The sequence below is a fragment of the Segetibacter aerophilus genome (genome assembly GCF_007991655.1).
In the GTDB taxonomy this organism is placed as follows: Bacteria; Bacteroidota; Bacteroidia; order Chitinophagales; family Chitinophagaceae; genus Segetibacter; species Segetibacter aerophilus.
The window spans coordinates 623,901-641,020 of sequence record NZ_BJYT01000001.1; the positions used below are offsets into that span (position 1 = coordinate 623,901).

16 protein-coding genes are annotated in these 17,120 nt (G+C 40.2%); 10 read left to right on the forward strand and 6 right to left on the reverse strand.

The window, feature by feature from the left end; genetic code table 11:
* The first annotated feature begins 201 nt into the window (after window positions 1–201).
* The 6 genes from lepA to SAE01_RS02670 all read left to right on the forward strand — a co-directional run bounded on the left by lepA (window position 202) and on the right by SAE01_RS02670 (window position 6,850).
* Complete coding sequence (gene lepA, locus SAE01_RS02645) at window positions 202–1,986, forward strand: translation elongation factor 4 (protein ID WP_147201970.1); 1,785 nt, start codon at window positions 202–204, stop codon at window positions 1,984–1,986.
* 279 nt (window positions 1,987–2,265) lie between these two features.
* A complete protein-coding gene (hisG, locus tag SAE01_RS02650; RefSeq protein WP_218029053.1) occupies window positions 2,266–3,120 on the forward strand; it encodes an ATP phosphoribosyltransferase in 855 nt (284 codons plus the stop codon).
* 94 nt (window positions 3,121–3,214) lie between these two features.
* Window positions 3,215–3,784 carry a GNAT family N-acetyltransferase gene (locus SAE01_RS02655; RefSeq protein ID WP_147201972.1) on the forward strand — a complete coding sequence of 190 codons (570 nt, stop codon included), beginning with the start codon at window positions 3,215–3,217 and terminating at the stop codon, window positions 3,782–3,784.
* 3 nt (window positions 3,785–3,787) lie between these two features.
* Entirely contained in the window at window positions 3,788–5,068 is a 1,281-nt protein-coding gene (gene hisD / locus SAE01_RS02660; protein WP_147201973.1) for a histidinol dehydrogenase, read from the forward strand.
* Between the two features lie 65 nt (window positions 5,069–5,133).
* Complete coding sequence (gene hisC / locus SAE01_RS02665; RefSeq protein WP_174834597.1) at window positions 5,134–6,204, forward strand: histidinol-phosphate transaminase; 1,071 nt, start codon at window positions 5,134–5,136, stop codon at window positions 6,202–6,204.
* A gap of 118 nt (window positions 6,205–6,322) precedes the next feature.
* Window positions 6,323–6,850, forward strand: a complete 528-nt coding sequence (locus SAE01_RS02670) for an RNA methyltransferase (RefSeq protein ID WP_246113141.1) — start codon at window positions 6,323–6,325, stop codon at window positions 6,848–6,850.
* A gap of 33 nt (window positions 6,851–6,883) precedes the next feature.
* Here SAE01_RS02670 and SAE01_RS02675 read toward each other — a convergent pair whose 3' ends face one another.
* The 3 genes from SAE01_RS02675 to ade form a co-directional block, all read right to left on the reverse strand.
* A complete protein-coding gene (locus SAE01_RS02675) occupies window positions 6,884–7,753 on the reverse strand; it encodes a transglutaminase family protein (protein ID WP_147201975.1) in 870 nt (289 codons plus the stop codon).
* A gap of 337 nt (window positions 7,754–8,090) precedes the next feature.
* Window positions 8,091–8,801: a hypothetical protein gene (locus SAE01_RS02680; RefSeq protein WP_147201976.1), complete on the reverse strand. Its 711-nt coding sequence runs from the start codon at window positions 8,799–8,801 to the stop codon at window positions 8,091–8,093.
* Window positions 8,802–8,927: 126 nt separating this feature from the next.
* Window positions 8,928–10,592: an adenine deaminase gene (gene ade / locus SAE01_RS02685; protein WP_147201977.1), complete on the reverse strand. Its 1,665-nt coding sequence runs from the start codon at window positions 10,590–10,592 to the stop codon at window positions 8,928–8,930.
* Between the two features lie 16 nt (window positions 10,593–10,608).
* On the opposite strand from ade, the gene SAE01_RS25045 reads away from it, so the two are divergent.
* The gene (locus tag SAE01_RS25045; protein WP_262713348.1) at window positions 10,609–10,740 is read left to right on the forward strand and encodes a hypothetical protein; all 132 of its coding nucleotides are present in this window, start codon (window positions 10,609–10,611) and stop codon (window positions 10,738–10,740) included.
* Between the two features lie 161 nt (window positions 10,741–10,901).
* Here the strand turns inward: SAE01_RS25045 and SAE01_RS02690 are convergent, their stop codons facing one another.
* Window positions 10,902–12,368, reverse strand: coding sequence for an alpha-L-fucosidase (locus SAE01_RS02690; protein ID WP_147201979.1), 1,467 nt, complete (start codon window positions 12,366–12,368; stop codon window positions 10,902–10,904).
* Window positions 12,369–12,453: 85 nt separating this feature from the next.
* Window positions 12,454–13,398 carry a cytochrome c gene (locus tag SAE01_RS02695; protein WP_147201981.1) on the reverse strand — a complete coding sequence of 315 codons (945 nt, stop codon included), beginning with the start codon at window positions 13,396–13,398 and terminating at the stop codon, window positions 12,454–12,456.
* A gap of 248 nt (window positions 13,399–13,646) precedes the next feature.
* On the opposite strand from SAE01_RS02695, the gene SAE01_RS02700 reads away from it, so the two are divergent.
* Window positions 13,647–14,072: a hypothetical protein gene (locus SAE01_RS02700; protein ID WP_147201983.1), complete on the forward strand. Its 426-nt coding sequence runs from the start codon at window positions 13,647–13,649 to the stop codon at window positions 14,070–14,072.
* 62 nt (window positions 14,073–14,134) lie between these two features.
* A complete protein-coding gene (locus SAE01_RS24360) occupies window positions 14,135–14,302 on the forward strand; it encodes a hypothetical protein (RefSeq protein WP_170234060.1) in 168 nt (55 codons plus the stop codon).
* Between the two features lie 57 nt (window positions 14,303–14,359).
* Here SAE01_RS24360 and SAE01_RS02705 read toward each other — a convergent pair whose 3' ends face one another.
* Window positions 14,360–15,220 carry an AraC family transcriptional regulator gene (locus SAE01_RS02705; protein WP_147201984.1) on the reverse strand — a complete coding sequence of 287 codons (861 nt, stop codon included), beginning with the start codon at window positions 15,218–15,220 and terminating at the stop codon, window positions 14,360–14,362.
* A gap of 211 nt (window positions 15,221–15,431) precedes the next feature.
* Between SAE01_RS02705 and SAE01_RS02710 the strand changes: the two genes are divergently transcribed.
* A complete protein-coding gene (locus tag SAE01_RS02710; protein WP_147201986.1) occupies window positions 15,432–16,913 on the forward strand; it encodes a xylulokinase in 1,482 nt (493 codons plus the stop codon).
* Window positions 16,914–17,120 lie beyond the last annotated feature (207 nt).

The window sequence follows — 17,120 nt, forward strand, 5'->3', positions numbered from 1 at the left end:
CATGAAAATATCCACACCTGTTTAATAAGTAATGCAAGTAAAGCATTGAGTCAGGCATCTCAAACAGCATTTGGATCAATAACTTTTAATTAAGAAAGATGGTTAATCATAATTTTCAACGATTAAAATAACAAATCGTAACATTCTAAACAGTTTTTACGAAAGGGAAATGTGGGTGCACATCGTTATTTTTGCGGCAATATGAAGAATATCAGGAATTTTTGCATCATCGCCCACATTGATCACGGAAAGAGTACGCTTGCTGACCGGCTTTTAGAATTCACACATACGATCAGCGACCGTGACATGCAGGCGCAGGTGCTGGATGATATGGACCTGGAACGTGAGAAGGGAATTACCATTAAAAGTCACGCAATACAAATAACTTATCCCTTTAAAGGCGAGACGTATACACTCAATCTTATTGATACCCCGGGGCACGTAGATTTTAGTTACGAGGTAAGCCGTGCCCTTGCAGCTTGTGAGGGAGCGCTACTACTCGTCGATGCATCCCAGGGAATTCAGGCCCAGACCATAAGTAATCTTTACCTGGCTATTGATAACAATTTGGAGATCATTCCCGTAATCAATAAAATTGATATGGACGGGGCTATGATTGAAGAAGTAAAGGATCAGATTGTCGAGCTCATTGGGTGCAAGCCTGAAACTATTTTGCTGGCTAGCGCTAAAAGCGGAATAGGTATTGAAGGAATTCTTGCTGCTATTATTGAACGCATTCCTGCTCCGTCTGGTAATGTTGATGCTCCCTTGCAGGCACTTATTTTCGACAGCGTTTTCAATAGCTTCAGAGGAATTATCATCTACTATCGTATTATGAATGGTAGCCTCAAAAAAGGCGATAAAATACAATTTGCCAGTACAAGAACTGATTACTTTGCCGACGAAGTGGGTGTACTGAAGCTTACAATGACAGCGAAAGACGAAGTGAAGACGGGCGATGTGGGATATATAATAACGGGCATCAAGAATGCGAAGGAAGTAAAAGTGGGCGATACCATCACTTTGGCAAATAATCCCGCCGAAATGATTAAAGGGTTTGAGGAAGTAAAACCAATGGTTTTTGCCGGCATCTTCCCGGTAGAAACAGATGCTTTTGAAGAGTTGCGAGATTGCATGGATAAGCTTCAGCTAAACGATGCTTCTCTCACCTTCGAACTCGAAACATCTCAAGCGCTTGGTTTCGGTTTCCGCTGCGGCTTTTTAGGTATGTTGCACATGGAAATTATCCAGGAGCGGCTGGAGAGGGAGTTTAACCAGACCGTAATTACTACAGTTCCCAACGTTAGCTTTATTGCACATACTTCGAAGGGCGACACCATTACAGTAAATAATCCAACTGAGATGCCTGACCCGACAAAGTTGGAGTCGATTGAGGAGCCTTTTATCAAAGCGCAAATTGTTACTCACGCCGATTATATTGGCAACATTATGACGCTCTGTCTGGGTAAACGCGGTATTATCATTAACCAAAGCTACCTCACCTCAACCCGTGTTGAACTTACGTTTGAATTGCCGCTTACCGAGATCGTTTTTGACTTCTATGATAAATTAAAAAGCTCGACTCGTGGTTACGCCTCGTTCGATTATCATCCGATTGGCTATCGCGAAAGTGACATTGTGAAAATGGACATTCTGCTCAATTCAGAGAAAGTAGATGCATTGAGTGCTTTGATACACCGCGGCCGTGCGCAGGATTTTGGAAGAAAGCTTTGCGAAAAGTTGAAAGAGTTGTTGCCGCGCCAGCAGTTTCAAATTGTTATCCAGGCAGCCATCGGAGCTAAAATTGTTGCTCGCGAAAACATCAGTGCGATGCGTAAAGATGTTACTGCAAAGTGTTACGGAGGTGATATTAGCCGTAAACGGAAATTACTTGAAAAGCAAAAAGAGGGTAAAAAACGTATGAAGCAGATAGGCAATGTTGAAGTTCCGCAAGAAGCGTTCCTGGCGGTGTTAAAGCTTGACTAATTAGACATCAACGCCTAGTTTTTAAAGTAATTTTTTTACTTAGTAATCACAATCTATATTTGCCGCATGAATTTAAAGGTGCACAAACTTCATCATCATTCCTTGCCTTAGGGTAAGCCGTTGTTGTATTGTGCACTCACTATAAAACATTAAAGGGCTTACTTCGGTAAGCCTTTTTTTGTACCCATCCCAACCTGTCCTAAAGAGGAAAGAAGGAAGAACGGGTACTAATAATTAATCATTAAAGTTCCTCCGTTACGGAGGATAGGAGGTTAAATCATGGTTCTTAGAATCGCTATTCAGAAATCGGGTCGATTGAACGAAGACAGTATGAAGCTGTTGAAAGAGTGCGGTATTGATATCGCTAACGGAGTAAACAAGCTAAGAACCGAAGCAAGCAATTTTCCTATAGAGGTCTATTTTTTAAGAGACGACGACATACCGCAGTACGTAGAAGATGAAGTTGCCGACATAGGTTTTGTGGGAGAAAATGTTGTGTACGAAAAAAATAAGAAAGTAGAAGTTGTAGAACAATTGGGGTTTGGAAAATGTAGATTAAGTATAGCTGTTAGCAGGAATGAAGTGTACAACGATGTTTCCTATTTGCATGGTAAAAGGATTGCTACCACTTACCCTGTAATAGTAAGGAAGTTTATGGAGGAACAAGGTGTAGATGCTGAGATCCACGAGATCAGTGGAAGTGTTGAGATAGCTCCGGGCATTGGTTTGGCCCATGCGATTTGCGACCTTGTCAGCAGCGGTTCTACTCTTTTTATGAACGGTTTGAAAGAAGTAGAAACTGTTTTAAAGTCACAGGCAGTTTTAATAAAAAGCAGTCATTTAAACGAAGAGAAGCAGCGCTTGCTTGACAAATTGTTGTTTAGAATAAAGGCGGTAAAAAGGTCAAAAAATAATAAGTACATTTTATTAAACGCACCAAACGATAAGCTGTCTGAGATTATTGGTTTGCTTCCCGGAATGAAAAGCCCGACCGTTTTGCCGCTGGCAGAAAGTGGTTGGAGCAGCGTGCATAGCGTGCTGAAGGAAAGTGATTTTTGGGAAATCATTGAAAAATTAAAGGAAGCAGGCGCGCAGGGAATCTTAGTGGTGCCTATCGAGAAGATGATCATTTAGAACGGGATTTACAGCATTTTTTGGATTGGCTGGAAGAATAGAGAGCAAAAGCGGCCTTCCATTTTTTCCGCGACTTCTGCGCTTTCTGTGAGAGATGGTGCACGCTCAGGAAAGCTTTATAGAAGAAATGATGAACGGATTGCGACGCAACGATGATGCTACTGGTATAAAAAGAAGGATAATAGAAAACAGAATGGAAGAGTTTAGAATTATAGATTATGATGAAAGTATGCTCGACGAAATGATGCAATTGTTTTATGATACCGTGCATACAGTAAACGCGCGCGATTACAGACAGGATCAATTGAACGGATGGGCGCCGGAGAACTCTGACAAGAGATTTTGGCAAGAGCGACTAAAGAAAAATGTGTGTAAGGTTGCCTTCATAAAAGATAAAATGGTTGGCTTTACAGAGTTGGTAGACGACGGCCACGTCGACACATTATACGTCCACAAAGACTTTCAGCGCCAGAAAATTGCAGCAAACCTCATAGAAGAAATACTGCACATAGCCGAAGAAAGAAATTACCGGGTGTTGACAACGGAAGCAAGTATAACAGCAAAATCTTTTTTTGAAGCCTACGGTTTTAGGGTTACCCGCATAAAGAAGAAGCTTTATAATGGTAAGGATTTTACGAATTATAAAATGACTAAAGAGCTGTAAAATATGTTAGTGTTGTATGAGTATCCTGAGAAGAAAGCTTGGAAAAAGCTTCTCTTAAGACCGGTACTGGATAATTCTTCTTTGGAAGCTAGTGTTGCAAACATCGTAAAAGAAGTAAAGAAAAGCGGCGATGAGGCAGTGCGGCGATTTACATCGATGTTTGATAAGGTAAGCGTGAGCAACTTTAAAGTGAGCGCGGAAGAAATAAGCGAAGCCTGCGATCTTGTTGACGATAATTTAAAAAACGCGATTCTGCAGGCCAAAGAGAATATCGAAAAATTTCATCGGGCTCAATTGAAGATGGAAGAACGGGTAGAAACGATGCCCGGCGTACAATGTTGGAGGAAATCAGTACCGATTGAGAAAGTAGGTCTATATATTCCAGGCGGCTCCGCTCCTTTATTCTCTACTATTTTAATGCTGGGAATTCCTGCTAAAATGGTCGGTTGTAAAGAAATTATCTTATGCTCACCTCCCAATAAAGAAGGCAAATTACATCCCGCCATATTATATGCAGCACATCTTGTTGGGGTTACTCAAATATTTAAAGCTGGTGGAGCCCAGGGAATTGCTGCGCTAGCTTTCGGAACTGCTACCATTCCCCAGGTGTATAAAATTTTTGGTCCAGGAAACCAATATGTTACCTGCGCTAAGCAGTTGGTTCAAAAAGATGGGGTGGCAATTGATATGCCTGCGGGGCCAAGTGAAGTAGCCGTGCTAGCCGATGACACGGCTAATGCAGCTTTCGTTGCCGCTGATCTCTTATCACAAGCGGAGCACGGTAACGATAGTCAGGCAATTCTAGTTACTACATCGGCTGCGTTAGCATCTGAGACGAAAGTTGAAGTAGAAAGACAGCTGGCGGTTTTGCCGAGAAAAAACATTGCAACGATAGCTATTCAAAACAGCAAAATATTTTTAGTTAAAACAATAAGGGAAGGAATTGAATTGATTAACGAATATGCTCCGGAACACCTTATTATCAGTTGTGCAGATGATGAGAAAATTGGGGACGAAATTATCAATGCTGGTTCTATTTTTCTTGGAAATTATTCGCCCGAAAGCGTTGGAGATTACGCAAGCGGTACGAATCATACTTTGCCTACCAATGGCTATGCAAAAGCTTACAGCGGTGTAAGTGTTGATTCTTTTGTAAAGAAGATAACTTATCAAAAATTGTCCAAAGTAGGACTGGAAGGTATCGGTGGAACGGTAGAAATTATGGCGGAAGCAGAGGGACTGCAGGCCCATAAAAACGCGGTTTCGATCAGGCTTTGTAACTAGTACTGAAATCGATTTTTACTTTCGATCTTTTTCACCCCAATATCTAAATACAACAAATACTGTCCATGTTTGATTTAAATAAACTTGTTCGCGAAAACATAAAAAGCCTCACCCCTTATTCCTCAGCAAGAGATGAATTTAGCGGTGAAGCAAAAGTATTTTTAGATGCAAATGAAAACGCATTAGGGTCGCCTTTGACGAAATGGTACAACCGATACCCGGATCCTCACCAGGTGAAGGTTAAAGAAGCCCTTTCAGTGGTAAAGTCAGTTGAAGCATCGAAGATTTTTTTAGGTAATGGAAGTGATGAGTGTGTTGACCTTTTATATCGCTGTTTTTGTAATCCCGGTAAAGACAATGTAATAATATGTCCTCCCACATACGGTATGTACGAGGTAAGTGCTAACATCAATGACATCGAAATCAAAAAAGCGCCGTTGCTTGACGATTTCCAACTTGACCTTGTTCATCTTGAAAATTTAGTAAACGAAAACACTAAACTCATCTGGATCTGTTCGCCCAATAATCCGACTGCGAATTCTATGAATAGGGAAGACGTCGAAACTATCCTCAATAACTTCAATGGGTTGGTAGTGGTAGATGAAGCCTATATTAATTTTTCAAGGCAAAAATCTTTCATACAAGAACTTAAAGACTATCCAAACCTGGTCGTCCTTCAAACTTTTAGTAAAGCCTGGGGACTTGCCGGCCTTCGGCTAGGAATGGCATTTGCGTCAGAAGAGATTATTGAAATTTTAAACCGCGTTAAGCCGCCCTATAACGTAAACCAGGTAACGCAAGAATTAGCGCTTAAGGCTTTGGAAGAAGTGGGGCAGGTGAACGATATGATTAAAGAACTTGTGCAAATGCGGGTTGCGCTAAAAGGGGTATTTGAGAAAATTCCGTTTGTGAAAAAAGTCTATCCTTCTGATGCAAACTTTCTGCTGGTAAAAGTGGATAATGCAAAAGAAATTTATCATTATTTATTGACCCGCGGAATTGTGGTAAGAGATAGAAGCAATGTTCAGTTATGCGAAAATTGCCTGAGAATTACTGTTGGCACCGAAGAAGAAAATACGGAACTAATCGAGGCAATGGCGGACTGGTTTGTTGCAAATAAGCCGGTAAATGCCTAAAATGAAAGTTGCCTTTTTGCAGAAGTCTTCACTTAAAATCTAATCCATACTCGATAGTTCGGTGTCTAACTTCGTATACTGCTGAGCAATTTAGTTGTGTTCGTTCTAAATTTGTTCCATGCGAAAATTAAGTATGGATGAATTGGGGCGTAAGTCAATAGAGGAGTTTAAACAGGCTTCAAAAACTCCTGTAATAGCAGTGCTTGATAACATAAGAAGCATGCATAATGTGGGAAGTGTTTTTAGAACTGCAGATGCCTTTTTAATCGATGCCATTTTTTTATGTGGATATACTCCTCAACCTCCTCATAGAGATATCAATAAGACTGCTCTTGGAGCAACAGAGTCTGTCGACTGGATTTATTTTGCAGCCGCTACCGACGCTATACGCGAATTAAAAAATAGAGGTTATAAAGTATTGGCGGTAGAGCAAACTGAAGGAAGTATGTCTCTTGAAAAATTTTCAGTAAAAACAGATGATAAGATTGCAGTTGTATTTGGCAATGAAGTGGAAGGAGTACAAAACGAGGTACTGCAATTAATAGACGGAAGCCTCGAAATTCCTCAGCTGGGCATGAAACATTCCCTCAATATTTCTGTAGCTGCAGGAATAGTACTTTGGGAAATTGTGAGAACAAGAATTTAGGGCAAAATACATTCAAACTATACGGAGGTAACCTTAATCTTCCAGCAGGTTGCTTAAGCTCATCAGTTCTTTATACTTGTAATCGTATTTTGGATTCTTAAAGCACTTCGCTAATTCTTCAAGTTGTATTTGAATAATACGTTTGTGAGAAAGTGGTTTGAAATAAAACGGAGTTATAGGAACGGAGATGCGTTTGAAGTAGGCCTCCATGTCTTTGTGTGAAAAGATCTGCCCGTTAATGGCGTCTATATAAAAATGAATTTTTTGCTGCGGATTAGGATCGACTAATTGGTCGTAATCATTGTGAAAATAGGCAAGGATAAACTGGCGTGGAATATTGATAGCTTTTACGTTTATATCAAGCAATTCGCATAAGAGCAAATATAAAACGCCGTTACTTAGCGCATTTCCTTTTTTACTTTCTATTACTTTATGAATGAAGAAATCGTCTGGGTTGTTATATCCCATTTCAACCCCTTTTAAATTGTAGTAATTATAGACAATACTCGAAATCACATTGGCCTGTTCCAGCGAAGTAAGAAAGCTGTTCAGCTCCAGCCAAACGTTTCTGCGAATTCTTTCCAGCTCCTGTAGAACGGGTGCCGTGGCAAGTTCGGGGTATTGAAATTTGGCGACGAGTAGCGACCCAAAAAGCAGGTCATGATAAGGATTATTTTTCCAGTCGGTGAAGTCTTTATTAAGATCAATAAAATGAAGTTTGTGAATGAGCAGTTCTATGCGCTCTTGTACCTCCTCACTTAAAGTGTTTTCCCAGAGATTTTCAAGATTTGGTATAATGCCCCGGCCGTAATGGACAATTCGGTTTGAGACGGTTGAAAAAACCTCTTGGTCCGGATCGTCGATCAAGGAAAATAAAGCAGAAATTTCCCGGGTTTCATTCATATTAAATCTTGTAAAAAGCCATTTTAATTTTAATTCATTTGAAACCTAAATCCTATTCAAACTAAGTTAATTTTTGTGAAACTCTTCGCTACAAGTTATTCAACACATGTTAATTACTCTCGAGTGGTTGCTAACAAAATTGTATAAAAACCTGTACCTCTAATAAGACCAATAAAAATGAATTAAAGCTGTATAATAGATGCCACATTTTTAAAAAAATTTGAACGGGAATGTTTAAAAAAAAGATGCTAAGTATGGAACATGAACAGCACATGGCATCCGTTCAGGTTACAGCTTTCTTATGCTTGAGGACAATTCTTTCGCTCGAGGCGCAAGTCTAGTTGCTTATGTACTTTACAAACGAGCGTTTTGCGATTGGCAAAAGGGTTTCCTCGAGAGGATAAGCCAAGTCGGTTTGAATGTTATACACTGCCGGGTTGGGTAGGTCACGGCGGTTTTTTATCAATTCACCTTTTATATTTTCGGGGGAATTACTCACCGTTCTATCCCACTTATGGATGTAATCTGTGCGGATGCCGCGGTACTTCTCATCGTGTTTTTCGAAAAAGGTCAGGCGATATTGGTAAACTACAATTGCGTTGTACTTGCCATCTTTCAAAAATAAATATCCCTCATTTACATCTAGGGGTACAAGGCCAACGGGCTCTATGCTCATCTTGGTTTCAACAAATTCATAAATCTCCGCTCCAGTCTTAATGGTACTTTTTATCTTGTTTGCTGAGTAGTGAATAATGTCTTCCAGTTCTTTCATCAACTCATCATCTTCAATCATTTGCTCGTAAGCAAATTGAAGTTTTTGAATGTTGATATCTGTGAGTTGTTTGGGAAAGTGCTCCTGCAGAAATTTCTTATTTTCTCTGAAGGATATGATGTTATTGTAATGAAAGATGACATCGGCAAGTTGCGGGTACAACTTGTTTTCGTTGAAGTATTTATTGACCTCGTTGAGGTATGCTAGAAGCGTATATTTCTTTAGTTCAAAATCTATATATCCTTCCGTAAACCACGTTTCAGACAAAGTTTTCATCTCCGCTAAATTTTGTTTATCAAATATAACGTTTGACGTAGAAATTGAGATAAAGGTTAAAGCTATAACCGACTTTAACATCCACATGCATTAAAATCTTATGCCATTTGGTTGCTTGTACGATGTTTAGTTCTCACTGCTATTTTCGAATGAAAAATTGTCGCCGTTAAATAAACCCTTATCGCTGAGTTTAAGATGCGGTATTACCAGGAGAGCCATAAAAGAAAGTGTCATGAATGGAGCAGACAATTTCGATCCAAGGCTTTTCGCCACGGTGTCAAGTGCTGTGTACTCACTCGCAATCTCGTACCCATCTTTATTGCTCATCAACCCCCCAACAGGCAAAGCGATAACCTTAGATGCTGTCTTAGAAACACAACTAACACCACCACGTGCTTCGATGACTAGATTTGCTGCTTTACTTATGCTTTCGTCATCTACACCGGTTACAATAATGTTATGACTATCGTGCGCTACGGAGGATGCAATTGCCCCCTCTTTCAAACCGAAATTTTTGATCCATCCTTTCGCTATGACAGCTTTTTGATAACGGTTGATGACTGCAATTTTGAGAATGTCTTCTTTTACATTGCTAGTTAAACGTCCACCTTCTGTCACTAGGAGAGAGGAGGATACAAGAATTTTGTTTGTGATTAGTTGACCGTCCAGCGCTTCAATCACCGCTACCTTATGCTCATCAGCAACAGGATCTAAGACTTGAAAATTTTCGGGAATTGTAAAATCACATTCAAAATGATTGATACTACCGAAAGGAACAGATTTGATTTTTGTAACCCCATTTTCTGCAACCAGGACACCGCCGATGTAGGTAGCAATTATATCAAAATTTGTTAGGTCTTTTGCAATTATAAAATCTGCAGGATCACCTTCTTTTAGTAAGCCTACATCTAACTTATAATGTTGGACTGGATTGATGCATGCCGCCCGCAATACCTTAAAAACATCAACTCCTTTAGCTATGGCTCTGGCACACAGTTTATTTATATGACCTTCAACCAGGCTATCAGGATGTTTATCATCGCTGCAAAACATTATGTTGGAAGAATGTTCATTTAAAAGATCGACAAGTGCATCGAAATTTTTAGCGGCGCTACCTTCTCTTATCAGAATCTTCATTCCAAGCTTGAGCTTATCGAGCGCCTCTTCTGCAGTAAAACACTCGTGATCCGTGCTAATGCCCGCTTCAATATATTTCTTAGCATCTTCTCCTCTTAAGCCAGGAGCATGTCCATCCACCGGCTTGTTGTGTGTATGTGAAGCAGCTATCTTTTTCATTACTTCATCATCTCCAAACAATACCCCTGGAAAGTTCATCATTTCGCTGAGGTATTTTATTTCTTTCCGTTCCAGCAGTTTTTCTACAGCAGTAGAATCTAGTGCTGCGCCTGCCGTTTCGAAGGTGGTAGCAGGCACACAACTTGGTGCACCGAAATTGAATTTGAATGGAACCTGGTTGCCATTATCTATCATGTATTCTACACCTTCAATCCCACAAACATTTGCAATTTCATGAGGGTCGCTGACAGTGGCAACGGTACCATGTACAACTGCAAGTCTTGCAAACTCAGAAGGTATTAACATGCTGCTTTCGATATGTACGTGGCTATCTATAAACCCGGGAAGGATAAAGGTCTGAAGCGTGTCATCAGCATCAATTTCTTTAATGTTTTTTATAATTCCCCCCGCAATCTCAATCTGAGCTGCAAAAATTCTCTTTTTCGGTATATCAACGATTTTGCCTTTTATGAAAAACTGTTCATTATCATCCATACTTAAAAGTTGTTTTATGCGAATCAAACAAAACTACTTCTTTGTGTACAGACTTACTTTTTCAAAACGGTTTGAACAGGTGGGAGAAGATAGGGTGGGGTATAACAAAAAAGCTTCCTGGAAAGGAGGCTTTTCATTAGGACATTAAAAAACGTCGGGCATTAAATAAATATTGGATGTGGTTACAAGGTTAGAACGGCCACAAAACAAATGTCCACCTTTGAAACTGCAACTATTGCCCATATTAGTTTAAGTGATAACCGAAAAAGACAGTAAAATAAATAGAGCAGCAAAAGCAAACAGAAAGCATCAAAATAGTTCGACATTTGAAATGACTGGACAAGCTTTCGCATTTGCAATATTTATTCGCACTTTATTTGTCTTTACATTATTCAGCTTTAAAATTCTTTTATAACCAATAGTCGTTGCCGATGCAACCCGTTTCCATTGGTTGTCATCCCACACGTCTACATTGAAAGATTTAACTCTTTGTCCTAACCGGATGTATTCCTGCACCAGGATATATTTCAGAGGTTGAATTTTATTTAAGGTGATTTCAAGTGATCCGCTTACTACTTTATCATCGGTTGCCCAATACGTGTCTTTTTTCCCATCAGTTACTTTTGAAGGCGAGTACGCCACATCATTTCCTCTAAAAGAACTTGCTTCAACTTTCGCATTTTTTGCCACATTGGTTTTGAATTCACTATCCAATAACTTCTTAAAACCTTGTAAAGACTTTACATCGTTTTCATGAAATAAGCCACGTTGATCAGGAGGCACATTTAGTAATAAGGTAGAGCCACGACCCACTGTTGTAAGATAAATATTGAACAAGGTTTGCGGAGATTTTACAAGCGTATCTTCCTGCGGGTGATAGAACCATCCTTTCCTGATTGATACGTCTACTTCAGAGGGCACCCATTTAGTTCCGTTTTCAGAACCTGTGTTTAGTAATCTTTCTATGTTTGGTTTGCCTGCATACAATGTATCATTTGTGATAGTGTTCCAATTTGTTTCTCCGGCTGTGCCTCTTTCGTTTCCGCACCAACGCAAATCAGGGCCGGCATCGCTAAAAAAAAGTACGTTAGGTTGAATGCTGCAAACGATGTCCAGTGTTTTTGGCCAATCATAATAAGTCGCACCATTTATCTTACGCGTTTCGTTAGCTCCACCATAAAAACCATTTCCGCCGTTTGCGCCATCAAACCACATTTCGAAGATGGAGCCATAGTTTGTAAACAATTCTTTTAATTGATTGCGGTAGTAATCAACATATGGAGGTCGGCCATATTCAGGGTGATTTCTGTCCCAGGGAGAAAGATAGACGCCGAACTTCAAACCCGCTTTTTTGCATGCATCAGAGACATCCCTTACCACATCTCCTTTGCCATTTTTCCAGGGACTGTTTTTTACTGAATGTTCTGTGTGCTTACTTGGCCAAAGACAAAAGCCGTCATGATGTTTACACGTAAGAATAGCCCCTTTAAAGCCTGCCTCTTTCAACGTTTTTACCCACTGTGTCGCGTCAAGCGAAGAAGGATTGAAGATGGAATTACTTTCATTACCAAAACCCCATTCAAGGCCTGTAAAAGTGTTGGTGGTAAAATGAATAAATGCATTCATTTCCATCTCGTGCCATCCCATTTGCTTCTCAGAAGGCAACGGGAATAAAGGTGCAGGCGGAGCGACTTTGTTAACGGGTTTAAGCGGATTGAAACCAAACAGTAAGACGGCCAATGCGATTATTGCTGAAGCAAGAATTCCTCTTTTCATTAAATTAGTTTCAGATAGATTGAAAGTAAATATCTGCTTAATTAATGAATTGAGGAATGCCTAACGCTAGTAATTACCCGTTAAGCTAAGCTTCTGTTTTCTCTACTGCCGTAGTTTTTGCCGGCTTCACTGTTTTTAGATATTTATAGATTGCCTTGAGTTCATCATCTTTCATTCTCTTAAATGTATTCCATGGCATTTCGCTGTGAGGTGTTACTTCTCCCATTCTAAATCGCTTTATAAACATATCCTGTGTCCAGCCATAAATGCGACTACTTGGATGGGGCGTAAGATTTGGTGGTGTTAAAGCAGGGTAGCCGTCTTTCTTTATCGGGCTGCCACCTGCAAAAGGTTCACCGATTGGTTTGCCTTTAATGTCTCTTTTAGTATGGCAGCCGCCGCAATTAGCGAGGTTGTGTACAAGGTATCTTCCGTAGGCAGCAGTTGTATCAGCTGTAACTTTTTGCGGCACATCTTCACTTGGACCTACCGGCTTGACCATAAATGCATTAACGACTTTGCCAATGGCATTTAACTCGTGTTTTGGAACTTCATTTCTTACCGGCTTCTGAGTACGCAGAAATGAAATGATAGCTGTCATATCTTCATCACTAATGTTGTGAAAAGGCATAAAGTCGAAAACAGCCGTGCCATCACGATGCACCCCATAACGTAAGATCCTTGCGATTTCCGCATCTGTAAATTTGCCGATCCCGGTTTCCTTATCGGGAGTTATGTTTTTTGTATAAATGTTTCCCAGCGGCAAGGCAAATAGTTTGCCGCCACTTAGAGGCACATCCTGGCCAAGTTGCATCAGTGAGTCCACATTTGCTTTGCTGTGACAGTCGGCACAATGTGCAATATCAAAAACGAGGTGTTTTCCCCGGGCAATTACTGCCATATCGATAGTTGCTTTTATAGCAGGGTAAGGTGCTGTAAACTTTTTATGTTGGCTCGTTGCTGTTACGATCGCTATTCCACCTACGATAGTTAATATTATCAGCACGGTCCACTTTAATATCTTTTTCATTGTGATTCCTTTTTTATAAATACCAGTTTCACTGATTTTTATAACTACAAAGCTGTTTCTATCGAGAAACAATGTAAAGTACCAGTTGAGTGAGCGGCTATTTTTTCAGATGGGTTGCAGATATGATTTAAGAAAGGAATATTGGAGGCCTTCATTCATCTTACTTTCCGGTATTATTTTACACCAAGTATTCTAAACCCGACTGCTTCGAAGACTTCATTACATTTGTTTGCAACAGAGTAATAATTATGGTGCAGAAAAAGCAAGGGCTTGATATAATAAATGAGGTGTTGGAGGAGTGCATACTTGCATATCCCGTTTCATCATTTGTAATCAGTTTATACAAGCAATACCGCGAACGGGGAAGTCTTAGTAAAAAACAATTACAGGGATTGCACAGCAAGGCTTCTAAAATAAAGGATATTTCTCCGGGCAAGCTAGCGACTGTAGAGGCGATCATGAATAAAATGCCGACCAGGGAAAAATCTGAACTTCCCGCGCCAAAACCAATGGTTGAAAAGGAAGAAAGCACAGGACAAATGATTGAAGAGGTTTTGGCAAAGTACCCGCAGCACAAGAGAGTATTGTTCTTTAAGTCGAAGTATGAAAACAATGAGGTGCTGTCTCCCTTAGAGATTGGAGAATTAAAGAAGTTCAAGCAGCTAATTAAATAATAGCTGCCTCCGTTTTTCGCTGGTATGCCAATTGCACTAACTAAACCTTTAAACTAAACAACATGAAAAATATTTTAATTTTTGCGGGCATTGCCGGCATCGTTTCAGCAATAGCCATCTATTTCGTTTCCGAAAGTGCTAAATCTTCGTCAGAGGATAGTTACGTAACGAACAACGATATTGAAGCTTACGATTATATCGAGAATACAGGACGACCAACGATAGTGTAAGGAGATTACAAAGCAACATTTTAACCCGCACTTAGCTGCGGGTTTTTTTTGGCCATTTTAAAGTTGAGACTGCCGAAGCGAAAAGATTTTCCTGTATTTAGAAGGCGTCATTGCTTTCACTTTCAGGAACTGCTTGTTGAAATTGGCGATCGTACTAAATCCACTTTCATAGCTGGCGCCTTCTATAGTAATGCTGGTATTATCTGTAAGTAGTTTGCACGCGTATCCAATCCTAACTTCATTAAGAAAATCGATATACCTTTTTCTTGTGCTTTTTTTAAAGTAGTTACAAAATGCCGGGATACTCATATCTGCTAACCTTGCTATTGTAGACAACTGGATAGGCTCTCTAAAGTTTTCCATTGTGTAATGAAAAATACGATCAATCCGTTCCCTGTTTTTGTTATTTACCTCTTTGACTTCCTGGGTGGAAAGGGTGTCAAACTCTTCTTTTTTAGCAAGTAAATCCAGGCATTCACACAGCGTAATTATTCTTCTAAACCCTTTTTCCTTTTCAAGAGTTCCAATAAGGGTATTCATTACTTCTTTACTTTTTCCTTTTATTTTCAATCCATGTAAAGAAGTTTTTAGGAGATGGAGCACTTCTTTGCTTTCAGGTAAATTCAAAAATTCATTGCCCCAGAAATCTTGCTTAAAGTGTACTACAATAGCGCTTGTAATAACATCGCCACTTTTCTTAAAAGTATGCGGAAGGTTAGCCCCTAGAAAAAAAACATCACCCACTTCGAATTCACCCACATAGTTCCCGATAAAACTAAGACCCGCACCTTCTGTAAAAAGGATCAGTTCATACTCGATGTGCTGGTGCCAGTTGACCTCAAAATTGGGTGTACGATGAGTGCGTGCAACAAAAGAAGTATTGTCACTAAGCGGAAGTTGTTCAACGAGTGGCTTCATAGTACAATATTAAGTAAGAAGGGTATTTGCAAACTACTTTTCGATTAAAATAGTTTAGGTAATAAATAAAAAAGTAGTAGAAGAGTATTGTAATTCAATCTAATTTGCAGCCCGTTGCAATACTGTAAAGCTTGCCAGTTCCATAAATCTCCGCTTTCATATATGCAATTAATAAGTAAACAACTTTGTTTTATTATTAATCCAGGTAACCATGTTATTATTAGGTATTGACGTTGGTACATCTTCTATTAAAGTTTCAGTGGTCGATTCTCAGACTCAACAATGTGTCGCTTCCGCCCAGTTTCCTGATACGGAGACAGAGATAAAATCAGTTCAACCGGGTTGGGCCGAGCAGTCAGCAGAAATGTGGTGGGAACATGTGCAACAAGCCATTAAACGACTGGGCTCAACTAATGACATAAATCTCATTGATGTAGGCGCGATTGGTATAGCTTACCAGATGCATGGGTTGGTAGTCGTAGACAAAGACCAGACAGTGCTTCGCGATTCAATCATCTGGTGCGACAGCCGTGCAGTTCCTTTTGGTGAGAAAGCTTTCCAGGCAATCGGCGAACAAAATTCCTTATCGCACCTGCTAAACTCACCCGGTAATTTTACAGCAGCTAAATTGGGTTGGGTGAAGGAAAATGAACCTGCAGTTTATAGCTCTATAAATAAGGTGATGCTCCCCGGCGATTATATAGCCATGAAGCTAACAGGTGAAGTCACCACCAGCTCCTCTGCACTGTCTGAAGGTGTTTTTTGGGATTTTCAAAAAGACGGTTTATCTGATGATGTCATGAATCATTTTAAATTCGACTCGTCATTCATCCCACGTGTAAATCCTGTGTTTTCTGAGCACGGTCATCTTCAAAAGGAGGTGGCAGCATCATTGGGTTTACAGCAGGGGATACCTGTAACATATAAAGCGGGTGACCAGCCCAACAATGCTTTATCGTTAAACGTACTAAATCCCGGTGAGGTCGCTGCGACTGCCGGCACTTCGGGTGTTATTTATGGTGTAAGCGACCAGTTGGCGTACGATAAACAATCTCGTGTAAACACTTTTGCGCATGTAAATCATGCAAGCGATGAGAAGCGTCTGGGCGTGCTGCTGTGTATCAACGGAACGGGTATCTTGAACCGTTGGGTTCGCGACAATATTGCTCCTGACATGTCTTACAAAAAGATAGATGAGGCTGCTTTAAAAGTAGCGCCGGGAAGTAACAGTTTGTATATTCTTCCTTTTGGAAATGGTGCTGAAAGAATGCTAAACAATAAAATAATCGGCTGCCACTTTCACGGCATCGACCTGAATATTCATACCCGTGCACACATATTTCGCGCGGCACAGGAAGGCATTGCTTTTGCTTTCAGGTATGGTCTGGACATTATGCGTGAAAATGGTATGAACCCTACTATTATCAGGGCGGGACGTTCGAATATGTTTTTAAGTCAATTGTTTACAGAGGCTTTTGTGAACGCCACGGGTGTGCCTGTTGAGTTGTATGAAAGCGATGGAAGCGTAGGTGCAGCCATCGGCGCAGGAATTGGGGCGAAGGCTTTTGCCAATGAACAGGAAGCATTTAGTAAAATGAAACCCTTGCAGTTGGTAGAGCCGAACAACCAGGATACTTATAATACCCTGTACCAAGAATGGAAAAAAGTTTTGGAGATGCATTTGAATAAGTAGGGTTTAAGGTGTAGGGTTTAGGGTGTAAAGTGTAGGGTTTAGGGCGTGTAGTATGTAGCAGGCAGCTTTAAGCTCTTAGCGATCAGCTTGCACCGGTCTTGAGTTCTTTATTCAATATCGTTGTGTCACTCACTGCGACAGTTTGTTCTTTTTTGAGGTTTTAATTCAAAAAGCGTAAAAGGCAGTAGGTCTAAAAATAATGGTAAA